Raw genomic sequence first — 14,664 nt, 5'->3', positions numbered from 1 at the left:
AATATTTCATCCGGTCAAACTGCTCAAGCGGATCTGCCTTGAACACAGTTCTGCATTCCAGCTTGCCGTGGCGGTGTGGATGGGTATTTTTCTGGGGGCTTTGCCGCTCATTGCCATCCATACCGTGGTCATTGTCTATGTGACCCATCGGCTTCATCTGAATAAGGTTGCAGCGATTGCCGCCAGCCAGGTCTGTATGCCCCCAGTGGTTCCGGTTATCTGCATTCAGGCCGGATATTTCATGCGGAACGGCCATTTACTGCTTGATGTCAACTGGGATACTACTATTGTCGAGATGCATCAGAGATTATGGGAATGGTTTCTTGGCTCATTGATCGTTGGTCCGCTATTGGGTTTGCTGTTCGGGGTGATTGCCTATTTCGGCGTTGTGAAGCTTCGAGCCGGCAAAAGTGCTGATTGGGAGGCTTCTGAAAGCGAGTGAGCAGTTTATTGAAAAAGCTTGAGGCCCTGGGGCATGGATTTTTTTATGCGGTGCTGTTTGTAACAGGGCAGGGGGGCGCCTATTTTATTCTGGGACCGGTGATTTTCACCTATGTTCTGTTCAGCAGGAAAATTCATCAGGATACCGCCCCGTATCGGCAGAAAAGATTTCCCGGACGCAAGGGGGTTGGTTGCTGGCTGGATACCTTTCGCATCGTCTATTCATTCGGCAAGGTTCTGGTGGACCGGGGATGGCTTGGCATCAAGCACGGCAGGCAATTTGAGGGTGAACTGATCGGCCGGGAGGAACTCCTGGGCATTGTCAAAAAGGGTAAAGGGCTGGTCCTGTTGACTGCCCATGTGGGCAACTGGCAGACGGCGCTTGCCCATATCTGTGAACTGCCCGCACCGGTCAATTCGCTGATGCATTATGAGCAGGAGGCGGTTGCCAAGCATTACTTTGATCTCAGAAAGGAACCCCTTCCCTTTAAAATCATTAATAATGAAGGGTTTCTTGGCGGCATGGTGGAATCCACCGCTGCTCTTCAAAAAGGTGAGGTGGTAACCATTATGGGAGACCGGCTGACCAAGGGGCCGCATGCAGAGGTGGATTTTCTCGGTTTCCCTGCCCGTCTCCCTTCCGCAGCCTATAATCTTGCCGCAGCAACCGGGTCGCCGGTGGCGGTTCTTTTGGCAGCCAAAACCGGTAGAAAAAGGTATAGTCTCCGGGTGTGGGATGTTTTTTATCCGGAAAAAAGCGACCGGGATAAAAGGCAGGATGAAATCGTCCTGTGCGCAAAGCGATTTGCCGGGGCAATGGAAAAATATACCGAGAGTTATCCCTATCAATGGTATAATTTTTTTGATTTCTGGAAGCAGTAAAATCGTTTAATAAATAATGTGGCTTTTAATAATTCGCAGGCCGTGCCCGGCGCAAGTCGCAGAAAGGACAGCACGGCAACAGCACGTCTTTTGGGCTTCAATCTGAGAATAGCCTGTAGGCATTAAAAATAATTAATACATAATTGGAGCGGCAATGGAGGAATTAAAAAAACAACTGAAGGAAATGATTGTTCGGGATTTGAAGATTCAGGATGTCAAACCCGAAGAAATTGACGATAATTCTCCCCTGTTTGAAGAGGGGCTGGGCCTTGATTCGTTGGATGCGGTGGAAATGGTGGTTCTGGTTCAGAAACATTTCGGCGTGCAGATCGAGGACATGGACGAAGGAAAAGAGGCCTTTGTTTCAATCAATGGACTGGCGAAATTTATTGCAGAACGCAGGGAAAAGTAACCCGGCAGGCGATGATGGTGAATACGGGTCGTTCAGATTCAGCAGAGAAGTCTTCCTCGGCAATTACCGGGATGGGTTGTGTATGTGCCGCCGGGAACAATGTTGGGGAAGTCTGGGCTTCGCTTAAAAAAGGCAGGGTGAATTGCCAGCACCCTCCCTCCTGGCTTTTTTCAACTATTCTTGATTTCCCGGTTTTTTCAGGCCCCAGGCAGAGTATTCAACCGGCAGCCCGGGATTATCTTCATTCTTATCTGCCGGAATTCCAGGCGGAGCTGGTCAGCCGCACGGTTCTTTTGGCCTTGAGCGCCGCAGTCGAAGGTCTTGGTCAGGCAGGGCTCGATATATCGTATCTGCGCGGCAAGACCGTGGGGATTGCCCTGGGCACCACCGTGGGCTGCACCTTTCACAATGAAACGTATTACAGCGCCTGGAGAAAGGGTCTGGCGCCGGATCTTGCACCGGTGCGATATTTTCTTGACGGCAATATTGCTGCGGCGCTCCACAGGATTTTAGGGACCAGCGGTCCTTCCGCCGTGGTGACAAATGCCTGTGCCTCCGGCACCGATGCAATCGGTCTCGCCAAGGACTGGATTGCCGGCGGCCAATGCGATATCGCCATTGCCGGCGGCGCTGATGAATTGTCCCGGGTGGCGTATAACGGCTTTGCCAGCCTGCTCTTAAGCGATACCCGGACCTGCCGGCCCTTCAGCGAGGACCGCAAAGGTTTGAATCTCGGCGAGGGCGCGGGTGTTGTCATCCTTGAATCCGGGGAAAGCGCTACAGGCAGGAGTGCTGAAATTTCAGGATGGGTCAGGGGATATGGCGCCGCCTCCGATGCCTGGCATCCAACCGCGCCGCACCCTGAAGGACGCGGGTTGAAAAGCGCATTTTCCATTGCCGTGCGTGATGCCGGAATCCATGCAGATCAAATTATTCTGGTCAATGCCCACGGCACCGGCACCAAAGCAAATGATATTGCCGAAACCGCCGCCCTTGCCGAAATACTTCCCGATCCTCAGCAAGTTGCAATAGTTTCCACCAAAGGAATTACCGGTCATACCCTGGGCGCGGCAGGCGGCATTGAGGCGATTCTAACGCTTATGGCGCTGCGCGAGGGATCAACGCCCGGAACTATAGGTTGTGCAGGTGTGGACCCGGCGTTTCGGGTAAAGCCTCTGACTCAGGATCAGACAACTCATCTCAACGGCTTCATCGGCGCTTCCCAATCCCTGGCCTTTGGCGGCGGTAATGCTGTATTGATCCTGGAGGCGGCGGGATGAGTACAAGAGTTGCGGTGACCGCGGCAAATAAACTCCTGTTGAGCAGTCTTGAGGCGCCGGTTTCTCTGGTCCGGGAATTGAGGCGGGCGGATGATTTTATCAAGCTTGCCGTAGTCAGCGCCGGGGCGGCAATTGATACAGCAGGAAAAAGGGATCTTGCCACATCCCGGATCGGGCTATTTATCGGCACCGCTTACGGTCCTTTGGAAACCAATTTCTGTTCCCTGGGGTCATTGATCGACGACGGCGAGGGTCAGATATCCCCGACACTTTTTTCCCATTCAGTTTATAATGCTGCGGCCGGTTATGTTTCAAGATTGCTTGATATCCATGGCCCGGCGCTGACCATCACCACCTATACCTGGCCTTTTCTCACGGCGCTCAATCAGGCGCGGCTCGCTATTCTTTCAGGAAGAATTGAGCGGGCGGTGGTTGTTGCCGTGGAGACCTATAGCAGTCTTTTAGAGGATGCTTACAGGCGATGGCACGGCAAAGAGGAAGTGCCCTGGCAGCCCGGCGCGGTTTCCTGGGTCCTTGATCCTGCAAAGGATGCCGGTGAAAATTCCTGCATCATTAATCAGATGCGAATCGACGAGCAACCTGCAGAGCCGGGACTCCTGCTGGCCAGGACCGGAGAACACTGGCAGGGAGACAAGATCAGAACAGGGGATGGCACCCATCCCCTGGCCTATGCCTATGCCTTCACCGACGCAGTAAATCAGCGGTCTGAAGACAAAAAAAGCAGAGTCCGTTGGGAGCTCTCAGCCGCATTTGGAAAAGCCTGGATTGAGATGGAGATCTGAGTATCGTTTATCTGGTAAGCAAGGAGAGTAAATGAGCGGGAACAAAGTTGCTTTTTTTACACCATATGATTTTACCATGGGTCAGAAGATCAGGATTACAGAAGGTTCAAGGCATGGCGACTGGCAGGTGATCGGCGTCAGCGATAAGAAGGTCACGCTGAAATGTCCGGTTTCAGGCCGGGAGTTTGAATGGAGCAGATTCTGCTATCTGGTTGAGGAGCAGGAGAACGTTGAATGGCCTGCGAAAGATTGATGAGTAGTAAAAAGTTACCAAAGAGGGGAACCATGAAATCATTGTTGCAGCATAAATGGCTGACGTCTTTTATATCCATCCTTTTTGTGGTTGTTCTGTTCATTGCCTTACCGGTGTCGGCCAAGGACACTCTTGCGGTACTCGACCCGGTAATCCATGAAGGCATTGAAAAAGGGATTGTGCAGGAACTTGTCGCAGCAATTGAAGATGAAGTCAACAATGCCAATCTCTATGATCTGTTGAGTAATGAGGAGAAAATTCAAAGGGCCAAAAAAGTTCCCGGGAACCAGACCCAGGGTTGCGAGGACACCCAGTGCATGATTGATGCCGGGAAGATTCTCGGAGTAAAATACGTCATCGGCGGTGCCCTGGTGCGTGAAAAGGGTGATTGCTACATCAAGCTTCGACTCATTGAAATATCCGGTGAGGGAATGGGTGTCAAGAGGAGTGCCAGTAAAAAATGTTCTCCTGAAAAGGAAGAACTACTGACAACCACCAGAATGATCACCTCCATGTTCATGGGTAAAAGCTGGGGGGATGTTGTAAAGGAATTCGGCAAAGAAAAGAAAATTATTGCCGAGCCTCCCCATGACGGCATATGGCGGGAACCGGAAACAGGGATGCCGTTTGTCTGGGTTGAAGGGGGATGTTTTGAGATGGGATGTGGGAAGTGGACCGATAATTGTGAAGAAGATGAAAGCCCGGCCCATGAAGTATGCGTTGATGGATTCTGGATGGGTAAATATGAAGTGACGCAAGGGCAATGGCAGCAGATAATCGGAGAAAATCCTTCACGATTCCAGAAGGGTGACGACTACCCGGTGGAACAGGTTTCCTGGAATGACGTACAGGAGTTCATCGTCGCCTTGAACGCTTATGATAACAGTAAAAATATTTTTCGTTTACCCACGGAAGCGGAGTGGGAGTTTGCCGCAAGGAGCGGCGGCAGGAATGAAAAATTCTCCGGTGGGGCCGATGTCAACAAGGTGGGCTGGGGCAAGAAGAATTCCGCCGACGAAACCAGGCCGGTGGGCAAGATGGCAGCCAACGGTGCGGGGCTTCATGATATGAGCGGCAATATCTACGAATGGTGCATGGACTGGTACGATAAAGAGTATTACCAGAACAGTCCTCCCAAAAACCCCAAAGGACCTGGCAACGGCAAAAAAAAGGTCATCCGGGGGGGAAGCCTGGACAGCAAGCTTGAGAATCTGCGGGTGTCGAATCGTGGCAGAAGTTCGCCGACATGCCCGAATTATACGATTGGTTTCAGGCTGGTCTGGTCTTCTAACAGCATGTGATTCGGGGCTGAGATTCATTCAATTTCTAAAGTTGTGGCGGATACTATGCAGAAAACACCAGTTGTTCTTGTTACCGGCGCAAGTCGCGGGATCGGCGCGGCGATTGCCAGGCGCCTTGCGATGGGTGGATATGATATCTGGTTGAACTATCATTCCAATCATGATGCCGCAGCTGTTGTGAAAAAAGATATAGAGAAACAGGGGCGCAACTGTCTGTTGCTGCCCTTTGATGTTGGTGATGAAAAGGCGATGGATGAGCAGCTGGGCCCCTTGCTTGAAGAGACAACCCCTTACGGGCTTGTCCATAATGCCGGAGTGACCAGGGATACTCTGGCTGCGATGATGACCCGTACCGACTGGGACACGGTTATAAATGTTCATCTCACCGGATTTTTTCTCCTGAGCCGGATGATCGTCAAGTTGATGCTTTCGGAACGCAAGGGAAGAATTATTGCCGTGTCATCGGTATCGGGCGAGACCGGTCAGGCCGGACAGATGAATTATTCCGCAGCCAAAGCCGGGATGATCGGTGCGGTAAAGGCCCTGGCCCGGGAAACAGCCAAGCGCAATATTTTAGTAAATGCCGTCTCTCCCGGATTGATTGATACTGAAATGATCAAGGAGCTGCCGCTGGAAAGAATTCTGCCAATGATCCCCCAGGGGCGGGTAGGCACCGTTGAGGAAGTGGCCGGAATTGTCAATTTTCTTATGGGGGAGGAGGCCGGCTACATCACCGGCCAGGTTTTCAGTGTGAACGGCGGCCTGTATATGTAAGCCTGCCAGGACTGTCCTTTACCATCAGTATTGCATCATTAATAATTAGCAATCAGCTGATGATAGTTGATTATTGCTGATTGAATCTGTTGAGCGGATGAAATGACAAAAGACTATAGCCTGCCATGCCCGGCAATTGACCTCATGCCCCACCGGCCGCCGATGCTGTTGATCAATCGTCTTCTCGCAAGGGATAGGGAGAAAGATACCGGAATCGCCGAAGGGGTTATCCCTGAGGCAGGCTTTTTTTATGACCCGGAAAACGGCTTTCTTCCGGAATATTTTATAGAACTGGTGGCGCAGTCCGCAGCTGCGATAAATGGCTATGATGCACTTGTCGACGGCAAGCCACAGATGAAAGGCTTTCTTGTGGGAGTTGATGATTTTGTCATGGAAGGATCTGCCCAACCAGGGGAAACGGTGCAGATTCATCTGATAAAGAAATTGGAATTCGGCGCGGTGACCATCATGGAAGGCCGTGTTGCCGGCGCAAGAGGCGAGATCTGCCACGGCAACGTCCGGGCCTGGGAAGAGGGTAAATGATTTATTTGTTTTTAAATGAAAGCAGATTAGTGCATGTTGCCAGGACGGTGCCGGGACTCACCGTAACTATCGTGTTCCTCCTGTTGATTCTGCTACAGGTTCCGGCCTTAGGTTCGGAAAGCCAGGATCTCGACCGTTTTCTGGAAAAGGTCGAACGAAAATCCTCAGAGATCCAATCCTTCACATGCAATTTCAGGCAGGAACGGCATCTGTCGATTTTTACCAGGCCGGTGATTTTTGAAGGTGAGTTATTCCTGGTGCGGCCGTCTCAGTTGCGCTGGGAGTTTCTGCGGCCGGTTCCTTCGGTGATGATTTTCAACGGCAGCAAAGGGATGCGCTGCAGCGGGAAAAGCGAACCGCAGCAATTTGATCTTGCAACTAATCCGGTGATGAAGATGGTTTCCAGTCAACTCTGGAACTGGATGGACGGCTCGTACGGGAAAATGCAGGATGCCTACCGCATTGAACTTGCCGCGGCCGGCACCGGTATCCGCCTGCAGCCCATTGATGAGAGACTGGCCCGGGCCATAGCCGAAATAAGAATTGATTTTGAACCAGTCACTCTGCAGCCTGAAAAAGTCGAGATTTTCGAGCAGGGCGGTGATCGCACGGTAATCTCGTTCAGCAGCTATCTTCCCAATATTTCCCTTGATGAATCGCTTTTTACCCGGTGTCTGAGGCAGTGAAGAAAAATTCAGGTGTGATAAGATGGGCCATTGTTCTCCTTGTTGTGGCGCTTTGCGGCTATTGGGCAAACGGGCTTGAAATCGGCGAAGACGCCCTGGACATGTTGCCGGGCGAGGCGCTGCGCGGCGATCTTCAGCTGCTGCAGCGTATCGGCCTGGTTGACCGGGTTTTCATTAATTTTGAAATACCTGCAGCAACTTCCGCTGCAGGTGCGCTGGATGCAGATATTGAGGCGTTAAAGAAGAGTGCTGCAGGCGTTGCCAGCGCCCTTTCCCGGAGCAGCCATTTCAAGGATGTTACCTGTAAACTCCCCGAAGGATATGAATGGGAGTTGTTCCGGGCCTTAAAAACGGCGATGCCGGCCCTTCTTTCCCAGGATGATTATCTCGAGATCGAAACCCTCCTTGGTGAAGGAAAGCTCCGAGAGATTCTCAATACAAATTTTCTTCTGCTCAACAGTCTGGCCGGGCTGCCCCTCAAACAACAGGTCGTCTCAGATCCCCTTGGGCTTTCCGCAATGGTCATGAAACACCTGGATGCCCTGCGCGGTGAGTTTGATCTGGTTATCCGGGATGGATATTTTTTCAGCCGCGACGGCAGGAATTGTCTGCTCTGGGCGCAAAGTGTCGAGCCTCTGACCAATTCACGGTCCGCTGAAAAGGTGCAGTTGGAACTTGATGCAGTCCTGGAACAGCATCTTGTCCCCGGGGTCAAAGCCCGGATAATCGGCAGCCTGCCCCATACCCTTGCCAACTCGCGGACAATCCGGGCTGATCTCGGACGCCTCGTGCCCGCGGCAATGATCGTTCTGGTTGTCCTTATTCTGGTTGCAATGCGCGATCTGCGAGGGCTTCTCGTGGTCTGTATTCCGTTTCTGGCAGCACCGGTTGCCGTGGCAAGCCTCATGCTGATTTATGAAAATGTCAGTGCCATGGCTCTGGGATTCGGTGTGGTGTTGCTGGGGATTGCGGTTGATTTTGCCATACACATTTTCTATGCCCTTTCCAGGGAACGGGGTTCGGAAAGGGAGATCATCAGCCGCCTTCGCAAACCGGTATTTCTTGCCAGCTGCACCACCATCGGCGTTTTCGTTGTTCTGTTGTTTTCAGCGGTGCCATCGCACCGGCAAATGGCGCTTCTGGCAATTTTCGGGGTGGCGTTTGCGGTGATTTTTTCATGGTTGTTGATTCCTACCTTGGTGAAAAAAAGAGGTTCTTTGCTTGCTATGCCAGGTGACACCGCGGGCGTTTCCCTTGTTGCATTTTCTGGGGGCGGGAGATTTTTCTTTTTTATTCTGTGGGCCGGATTGATTATTTCCGGGATTATTGCCTGGCCCCATCTCCGGTACAACGGCGATCTGAAAAAACTTGACGTGCCCAATGAACAGGTCATGGCTGACGAAGCGCATTTTATCTCCACCTGGAAGCAGGGTGGCGACCAGTCCTTTGTGGTGGTGGAGGGCAAAGATCTTGCCGAGGCCCTTAACCGGAACGACAGGGTGCATGCATATCTCTTTTCGAAAAAGATAAAGGGTTTTCAATCCGTTGCGCCTGTTATGCCGGGACCTCTGGTCAGGGAAAATAATATTTCCCTCTGGCAGAGTTTCTGGTCCCGTAATCAGAAGAAACTTGGTGAGGACCTGGCACGAATCGGCCCTGAAACCGGTTTTACTGCCACGGCTTTTGAACCATTTCTGCGGTGGATTCAAGAGCCGGTTGCCCGGTTGGCAGATGAGGACATCCTAAACAGCCCCATGCGGCCCATGCTTGTCTCTTTGCTGAGACTGCCGGAAGCCGGTACTGCCGGGTCCGGTACAGGGGAATTCCTCGCCACTACCATTGTTGCCGAGTCAGCGGAGTCGGTCAACGCCCTGCAGGACCTGTCCCGGGATCTCCCCGAGGCCCATGTGCTGTCCAGCGCCAGATGGCGCAGCCAGGTGGAGCGCCTGCTGCGGCATGATATCGTCAAGTTGTCTTCTGCTGCAGGGGTTCTGGTGATTCTGCTCATCGGCATTTTTTTCAGGCGGCCGCGAATCGTCCTGGCGGTGATGGCGCCGGTATTGTCCGCTCTCGCCGCCATGGCGGTTTTTGATTATCTGACCACCCGTGACCTCAACCTCATGCATGTACTTATGGGGATTATGGTTATCGGTCTCAGCGTTGATTACGGGATATTCGTGGTCTGTGCCTGTCAAAGGGGGATGACCAGGCATGCGGTGATTGCGGTGAGTATCTGCGCCGCCAGCACCCTGACCGGTTTCGGGGTTCTTTCCTTTGCGACCCATCCGGCGCTTCATGCCCTGGGGGTGACAGTCCTTGCCGGAATCGGCGCAGCCTGGCCCACGGCTCTGTTTATCACTCCGGTGATCATGGGAAAAAATCATGGAGAGAAGAAATGCTGAGAATTGTTGCCGCCATTCTGTCGCTGTTTTTTTTATGGGGCTGTGGCGCTTCATCGTTTCAGCCCTTATCCCGCCTCGATCATTCTATGACTTCTGAGAACAGTCTCTGGCATCTCAGCCTGAAGCATCGGGAAAAGGAGCGCTACTCCGGGCTCCTTGGCTTAAGAGAAATAGAGGGAGGGATGCATCTGGTACTCCTTGACAGCACCGGCATCAAGGTAATGGAGGCAACCACGGATAAGCATGGGAATGTTGAGTTGATCTCGGCTCTTGATGCGGTGAAGGATACAGGGCTTGCGGATTATCTGGGACAGGCGCTCAACAGAATTTTTTTTCTTGAGCCGGATTCATTACCCTGTGCCTATGAGGGAATGATGCATCTTTGCCAGGGCAACATCAACCCGGATCAAGTGAAAAAATCCGCCAGCTTATGGTTTTTTTCCCTTTGGGACGTTGATTATTTTTATGAAAAAAGTATGCCGGAAAAGGTTTCCAGAATTGAATTGAAACCGTTATTCGGGCCAGATCTGACATTGGTGCCCATAGAGAATTAACTATTATGGAAGGTTTGGAACTCATGCCGCAGGATTCAATTGAACAGGCGATCCACAAATCGTTAATAAAACTATCTACGGAAAAGGCAGGGGACGATCTTGTCGTTTCCGGAGTTTTTTCCTTTGCTGAGGATTTTCCGGCGTTTGCCGGGCATTTTCCCCAGGAACCAGTTTTCCCGGCCGTGGTGCAGTTGGCAATCGTTCGAATAATTGCCGGGCAGGGTCTGGATAGAAAGCTCAAGCTTGCTTTAGTTGAGCGCGCCAAGTTTTCCGGGGTGGTGCGGCCCCACGAAGAAATCAAGGTTACTGTGAATCTTCAGGAGAGTAACGAGGGGATCAGGGCGAAATTCAAAATTATCCGGGATAATGTAACTGTCGCAAGCGGAACGCTGGTTTTCAAGTGATAATCGCCTTGCTGATGGATGAAAGCCGGCCCGACCGTGGAGTCGTCCTCCGGTCGCTTCCACGGTCGGGCGATGAAGGGGCCGCTGATCAGGTATCATTGAAAGAGATTTCTCGGTGGTGCCGGCGGTATGCGAGAAAATTCTGTAAAATATGCCAAAACCTTTTCAGGTTTGTTTGCTTTGTTGAAAAATTATTTCGAATCGTTGAAAAAACGATTTTCCGTCATTCTCATCTATCGCCGGCAGGATCGAATCCTGTCCCTTGCGGCATCGGGGTCAGCGAGGGACCAGTACCGGTATTTCGGTGATGACGGTGCTGGGACGCGGCGGAAGTGTGCTGATCAGGGACACCACCAGCGCGGCTACATACGGCAGTGACTGCACAAAGAGCACCACGGCCCAGAGTACCGCTCCCGGCAGCTCAGGGCCCTGGACCAACAGCACCCCCAGGCCCGCCGCCCAAAGGGCTACGGCAAGGACCGTTTCCTCTGCTGCATGGCTCAGGGCGCGGATTACGGCAGGTTGTTGTTCACATTTTGGAGTTCGAAAAAAGGGCTTGTTCGAGGTGAAAAACCCCTGCATCACCGCCTTGGCAATGGTATGGGACAATGCCAGGCCGGCAAGGGCCGCCGCCAGGGTCTGGATGTTACTCGCACCGATTCTGGTCCGGTACAGATACACGAGTTTGGCGATCTTGAACCCGAAAAGAAAGAGCGGCGGCAGGGTGAACACTGCCAGCGGCGGGTCAACATGCTTGGGATCGAGCAGAATGGCGCACGACCAGATAAGAGCGGCCGCCGTATAGAACAGGTTGAGGCCATCCGCAAGCCACGGGAACCAACCGGCGCAGAAATGATAGCGCTGGCCCAGGGTAAGCCGTGAAACACCGCGTCCCTGAAGTGCGCGAGCATGTCGGCGCATGATATGAACCGCGCCGTAGGCCCAGCGAAACCGTTGCTTCTTGTAATCGAGGAAGGTGTCCGGCATCAGTCCCCGGCCGTAACTGTCATTGACGTAAACTCCTTCGTAGCCGTGCTCGAAAATGCGCAGGCCGAGTTCTGCATCTTCGGTTATACACCATTCCGCCCAGCCGCCGACCTGATGAAGCACTCTGGCGCGCATCATGGTCATGGTCCCGTGCTCGATGATGGCGTTGCGGTCGTTGCGGGTAACCATGCCGATATGGAAAAAGCCCTTGTATTCGGAATAGCACATTGATTTGAACAACGTCTCCTGGTCATCGCGGTAGTCCTGCGGCGCCTGAACGAAACCAACTTCAGGCCTGTTGAAATGCGGGACCAGATTCCGAAGCCAGGACGGCCTCACCTGGTAATCGCTGTCGATGACGGCGATGATCTCGGCATCCGGCGCTGTCCTGGCCAGTGCGAAGTTCAACGCTCCGGCCTTGAATCCGCTGAGCGGGGCGACATGAAAAAAACGGAACCGCTCCCCGAGCCTGCGGCAGTGTTCCTCAACCGGCCGCCATATCTCGGGGGCTGTGGTGTTGTTGTCTATGACCAGGACCTCAAAATCCGGGTAATCAAGCCGGGCAAGCGCGTCGAGGGTTCCGATGAGCATGGTCGGCGGTTCGTTATAGGCAGGGACATGAATCGAAACCCGTGGCAGGGATTTATTCTCTTGCGCGGGTGTGAATGATCTCCGGCGGCGCATCACCCAGCTTGCCTCGGCCATTTCGTGGGCCTCGGTAAGAACGACCAGGGTTATGCCGAGAAAGCCCATCGCCAGAACGATGCCGATCATGATGGTATATGGCGTGAGGTACTGATTGGAATAATCAAAGCTCGCCCAGACGACAGCTGCGGCGACAAAATAGGCGGTTGCGGCGAGAAAGCTTCTTCCCCGGCTGCGCAGGGTGGAGCCGTCCAGAAGAAGCAGGGACAGGGTTACGACTCCCAGAATTACCGTGGTCAATGCCAGTCCGCGCCACTGAGGAAGCTGCTCGACGGGCTCGGTAAATGCGAATTTCTGATTACGCTCGACGTTATAAACGCCCCAGTAGGCGCCGACGGCGCCTTCGAGTTCGGTCTTCCATGGCTGGTCAAAGGCTTCCATTATATAGTAGTCCAGCTGCTGCTCCTGAGCCACCGCCAGAAAACGACGCAGAAAAGTCGCCTCATTCGCGTCAGAGGCCACGGCGCTCCGGTGAGTGCGTCCGTTGCTCGGCCAGCCCACTTCGGCGAAGATGACCTTTTTCTTCGGAAATGCCGCTTTGAGCTTTCCGTAATCATCCATGATCTTGGCGATGGCGGTATCAAGGCTGATGCCTTCCCAGTACGGCAGCATGTGGGCGGCGATGAAATCGACATGGGCGGCAAGTTCGGGATGACTGATCCATATATGCCAGGGCTCGCCGGTACTGACAGGAATCTTGACGGCCGCCCGGACTCTGTCAAGGTATTCACAGAGTTGTTCTATGGTCAGGTCGCCCCTCAGCAGTGTTTCGTTTCCTACAAATATCCGGGTTATGTTGCGATTTTTGCCCGCAAGCCGCACCAGTTCAGCGAGCTCCTGTTCATTGCCTTCGGGATTGGCGGTGAGCCAGGCCCCGAGTGCAACGGTCATGCCGCGCTCTCGGGCCAGATCCGGGATTTCCGTGAGCGTGCCGCCGACACCGTAGGTACGCAGTGAACGCACTTTGCCTGCGAGGAGATCCATGTCAATGGCGATCTCATCCCGTGTGGGGAATTTTCCCTCGGAAGGGTCGTTACCCATCCGCAGAGGTGAGAAGGACATGCCGGCCACCTGGGCTGGCCAGGGCGGTTCATCGGACTGACGGTTTCCCATGGCCCATAAAATCGGGGTCAGTATGGCAAACAGGGCGCCGATGATAATATTGATAAAGCGAAACTTCCTTGACATGCGTATTTCCTCCTGCTCCTGCCTGACGGGAACCGTGGCCTCCGATGCAAAAAAAACAAACATCAGGGCGACATGTCGACAGCGGCAGATGCAGATTTCTATTCAGTTGATCTGGTTTGGAATTCTATTTCAGTGCAAAATAAGAAGGGCGGCCAAACTCCATGAATTCAAGCCACCTGGGGGGCGTCTTCCGGATGAAAGTCGCCACAGGTATTTGCGGCCAATATAACATGTTTCGATACGGCTGGAAATATCTATTTTGGGGAGGAACTTTTCCTCTTGAACGTCTTTCCCGTATGTCGCTGTCCGCTGGAACGGAATTATTTGATATGCATGATATCTACAATCCTACATTGAATGCGATGTGCGGATGTTGCCTGATATTTCATTCCTGAAAAATTTCGAATAGTTTGTCTGCCTGCTTGCTGCGGCAAGTATTGTCCGGGTTGTGGAATTTCCTAAAAAAATAAAGATAAGAAGCCGGAATCCGGGTACAATACTTTCCTCTGGGAAGGTAAAATATTGCCTTCATCTCGACACAAGAACTCTACAGGTAATAAGGCCGGTTGATGGGATTTAAACGTCAATATTTCGATACAGTGCCAGGAGCGCCACAACAACTTACGGCGACTGCGACCCGGCGGGTCCGCTTCGAAGAGATCGATATGCTGGGCATTGTCTGGCACGGCAATTATGTCAGCTATCTCGAAGACGGTCGCATAGCCTTTGGCGATCGTTACGGCTTGAGTTACATGAATTTTAAAGGGGCGGATTTTGCAGCTCCCATTGTCCAGATGCATCTGGATTATCTGGCGCCGCTGCGTTTTGACGAAACCTTTGAGGTCACCGCCATTCTCCATTGGACCGAATCCTTGCGCCTCAATTTCGAATACCGCCTTGTTAGGGATGGGGCGTTGATTGCCCGGGGCTATACGGTGCAGCTGCTGACCGATCTTCAGGGTCGGCTGCTTCTGGCGCCCCCTGATATGGTCAGGGATTTCAGGGAACAGTGGCAGGAGGGCAGTTTGTGAAAAAAGATGTAGCGGTTG

The 14,664-nt window shown here is 52.8% G+C and carries 15 protein-coding genes; 14 read left to right on the top strand and 1 reads right to left on the bottom strand.

The annotated features are described in order from the left end of the window. The 13 genes from KKE17_11815 to KKE17_11755 form a co-directional block, all read left to right on the top strand. Window positions 1-442, top strand: a 442-nt coding sequence (locus tag KKE17_11815) for a DUF2062 domain-containing protein (GenBank protein MBU1710682.1), incomplete at its 5' end; no start/stop codon positions are given. Further along, the gene (locus KKE17_11810; protein ID MBU1710681.1) at window positions 439-1,323 is read left to right on the top strand and encodes a lysophospholipid acyltransferase family protein; all 885 of its coding nucleotides are present in this window, start codon (window positions 439-441) and stop codon (window positions 1,321-1,323) included. The genes KKE17_11815 and KKE17_11810, both read left to right, overlap by 4 nt. Before the next feature lie 154 nt (window positions 1,324-1,477). Further along, window positions 1,478-1,735 carry an acyl carrier protein gene (locus tag KKE17_11805; GenBank protein ID MBU1710680.1) on the top strand — a complete coding sequence of 86 codons (258 nt, stop codon included), beginning with the start codon at window positions 1,478-1,480 and terminating at the stop codon, window positions 1,733-1,735. A 14-nt stretch (window positions 1,736-1,749) separates the two neighbouring features. Beyond that, window positions 1,750-3,015 (top strand): beta-ketoacyl-[acyl-carrier-protein] synthase family protein, encoded by a 1,266-nt coding sequence (locus KKE17_11800; GenBank protein MBU1710679.1) that lies wholly within the window; start codon window positions 1,750-1,752, stop codon window positions 3,013-3,015. Next, a complete protein-coding gene (locus KKE17_11795; protein ID MBU1710678.1) occupies window positions 3,012-3,818 on the top strand; it encodes a beta-ketoacyl synthase chain length factor in 807 nt (268 codons plus the stop codon). Before KKE17_11800 ends, KKE17_11795 begins: the two co-directional genes overlap by 4 nt. Before the next feature lie 31 nt (window positions 3,819-3,849). Further along, the gene (locus tag KKE17_11790) at window positions 3,850-4,071 is read left to right on the top strand and encodes a hypothetical protein (protein MBU1710677.1); all 222 of its coding nucleotides are present in this window, start codon (window positions 3,850-3,852) and stop codon (window positions 4,069-4,071) included. 32 nt (window positions 4,072-4,103) lie between these two features. After that, window positions 4,104-5,372, top strand: a complete 1,269-nt coding sequence (locus KKE17_11785; GenBank protein ID MBU1710676.1) for a formylglycine-generating enzyme family protein — start codon at window positions 4,104-4,106, stop codon at window positions 5,370-5,372. Window positions 5,373-5,417: 45 nt separating this feature from the next. Then, window positions 5,418-6,146 carry a 3-oxoacyl-ACP reductase FabG gene (fabG, locus tag KKE17_11780; GenBank protein ID MBU1710675.1) on the top strand — a complete coding sequence of 243 codons (729 nt, stop codon included), beginning with the start codon at window positions 5,418-5,420 and terminating at the stop codon, window positions 6,144-6,146. A gap of 102 nt (window positions 6,147-6,248) precedes the next feature. Further along, window positions 6,249-6,689 carry an ACP dehydratase gene (locus tag KKE17_11775; protein MBU1710674.1) on the top strand — a complete coding sequence of 147 codons (441 nt, stop codon included), beginning with the start codon at window positions 6,249-6,251 and terminating at the stop codon, window positions 6,687-6,689. Continuing rightward, window positions 6,686-7,375, top strand: a complete 690-nt coding sequence (locus KKE17_11770; GenBank protein ID MBU1710673.1) for an outer membrane lipoprotein carrier protein LolA — start codon at window positions 6,686-6,688, stop codon at window positions 7,373-7,375. Before KKE17_11775 ends, KKE17_11770 begins: the two co-directional genes overlap by 4 nt. Next, window positions 7,372-9,777, top strand: coding sequence for an MMPL family transporter (locus KKE17_11765; GenBank protein ID MBU1710672.1), 2,406 nt, complete (start codon window positions 7,372-7,374; stop codon window positions 9,775-9,777). The genes KKE17_11770 and KKE17_11765 overlap by 4 nt, the downstream gene beginning before the upstream one ends. Then, window positions 9,771-10,331, top strand: coding sequence for a hypothetical protein (locus tag KKE17_11760; protein ID MBU1710671.1), 561 nt, complete (start codon window positions 9,771-9,773; stop codon window positions 10,329-10,331). Before KKE17_11765 ends, KKE17_11760 begins: the two co-directional genes overlap by 7 nt. A gap of 5 nt (window positions 10,332-10,336) precedes the next feature. Continuing rightward, window positions 10,337-10,735 (top strand): beta-hydroxyacyl-ACP dehydratase, encoded by a 399-nt coding sequence (locus tag KKE17_11755; protein MBU1710670.1) that lies wholly within the window; start codon window positions 10,337-10,339, stop codon window positions 10,733-10,735. Between the two features lie 276 nt (window positions 10,736-11,011). On the opposite strand, the gene KKE17_11750 is transcribed toward KKE17_11755, so the two are convergent. After that, on the bottom strand, window positions 11,012-13,615 hold the full coding sequence (locus KKE17_11750; protein ID MBU1710669.1) for a glycosyltransferase: 2,604 nt from the start codon (window positions 13,613-13,615) through the stop codon (window positions 11,012-11,014). A 569-nt stretch (window positions 13,616-14,184) separates the two neighbouring features. Here KKE17_11750 and KKE17_11745 point away from each other — a divergent pair. Beyond that, complete coding sequence (locus tag KKE17_11745; GenBank protein MBU1710668.1) at window positions 14,185-14,646, top strand: acyl-CoA thioesterase; 462 nt, start codon at window positions 14,185-14,187, stop codon at window positions 14,644-14,646. Window positions 14,647-14,664 lie beyond the last annotated feature (18 nt).

Source organism: Pseudomonadota bacterium (assembly GCA_018823135.1).
Lineage (GTDB): Bacteria > Desulfobacterota > Desulfobulbia > Desulfobulbales > CALZHT01 > JAHJJF01.
Note: the sequence above shows the minus strand (reverse complement) of the source record. Positions and strands in the feature narration are given on the sequence as shown.

Bases quoted from the DNA above. Each gene is read 5' to 3' on its own strand.
- KKE17_11745 (MBU1710668.1), top strand. From the start codon at position 14,185: ATGGGATTTAAACGTCAATATTTCGATACAGTGCCAGGAGCGCCACAA.
- KKE17_11800 (MBU1710679.1), top strand. From the start codon at position 1,750: ATGGTGAATACGGGTCGTTCAGATTCAGCAGAGAAGTCTTCCTCGGCA.
- KKE17_11790 (MBU1710677.1), top strand. From the start codon at position 3,850: ATGAGCGGGAACAAAGTTGCTTTTTTTACACCATATGATTTTACCATG.
- KKE17_11760 (MBU1710671.1), top strand. From the start codon at position 9,771: ATGCTGAGAATTGTTGCCGCCATTCTGTCGCTGTTTTTTTTATGGGGC.
- KKE17_11770 (MBU1710673.1), top strand. From the start codon at position 6,686: ATGATTTATTTGTTTTTAAATGAAAGCAGATTAGTGCATGTTGCCAGG.
- KKE17_11775 (MBU1710674.1), top strand. From the start codon at position 6,249: ATGACAAAAGACTATAGCCTGCCATGCCCGGCAATTGACCTCATGCCC.
- KKE17_11805 (MBU1710680.1), top strand. From the start codon at position 1,478: ATGGAGGAATTAAAAAAACAACTGAAGGAAATGATTGTTCGGGATTTG.
- KKE17_11785 (MBU1710676.1), top strand. From the start codon at position 4,104: ATGAAATCATTGTTGCAGCATAAATGGCTGACGTCTTTTATATCCATC.
- KKE17_11795 (MBU1710678.1), top strand. From the start codon at position 3,012: ATGAGTACAAGAGTTGCGGTGACCGCGGCAAATAAACTCCTGTTGAGC.
- fabG (MBU1710675.1), top strand. From the start codon at position 5,418: ATGCAGAAAACACCAGTTGTTCTTGTTACCGGCGCAAGTCGCGGGATC.
- KKE17_11755 (MBU1710670.1), top strand. From the start codon at position 10,337: ATGGAAGGTTTGGAACTCATGCCGCAGGATTCAATTGAACAGGCGATC.
- KKE17_11750 (MBU1710669.1), bottom strand. From the start codon at position 13,615: ATGTCAAGGAAGTTTCGCTTTATCAATATTATCATCGGCGCCCTGTTT.